Below are 382 nucleotides of genomic sequence, written 5' to 3' on the forward strand. Positions count from 1 at the left end.
CCGAGCGCCCGCGCGTGGCCGACCGCGGCGAGGTAGCTCTCGGCCGCCGCGGCGAAGTCGCCCGCCCGCTCCTGCGCCTCGCCCCGGGAGGAGTGCGCCTCGGCGGCCCCCCAGTCGTCGCCGAGCCGGACGAAGATCTCCAGGGACTCGTCGGTGTCGGCCAGCGCCTCCCCCGCCCAGTCGGGGCGGTTGGCCAGAATCCTGGCGCGCATCTCCAGCGCCGCGCCGAGCTCCCACTCGTAACCGAACTCCCGGGAGGCCCGGACCGTCGTGTCCAGCAGTTCGCGCAGCTCTTCGACCTCGCCGGTGAGCAGGAACGCGAACAGCCAGTACGAGACGGGGGCCCGGCAGGTCTGCGGCTGCCCGGGCCGGTAGGTGCGGG

1 pseudogene is annotated in these 382 nt (G+C 75.4%); it reads right to left on the bottom strand.

Going from position 1 to position 382, the window contains the following annotated elements:
- A pseudogene (locus RNB18_RS53485) lies at nucleotides 1–382 on the bottom strand (AfsR/SARP family transcriptional regulator); the annotation flags it as partial.

It is taken from the genome of Streptomyces doebereineriae (assembly GCF_031845645.1).
Lineage (GTDB): Bacteria > Actinomycetota > Actinomycetes > Streptomycetales > Streptomycetaceae > Streptomyces > Streptomyces canus.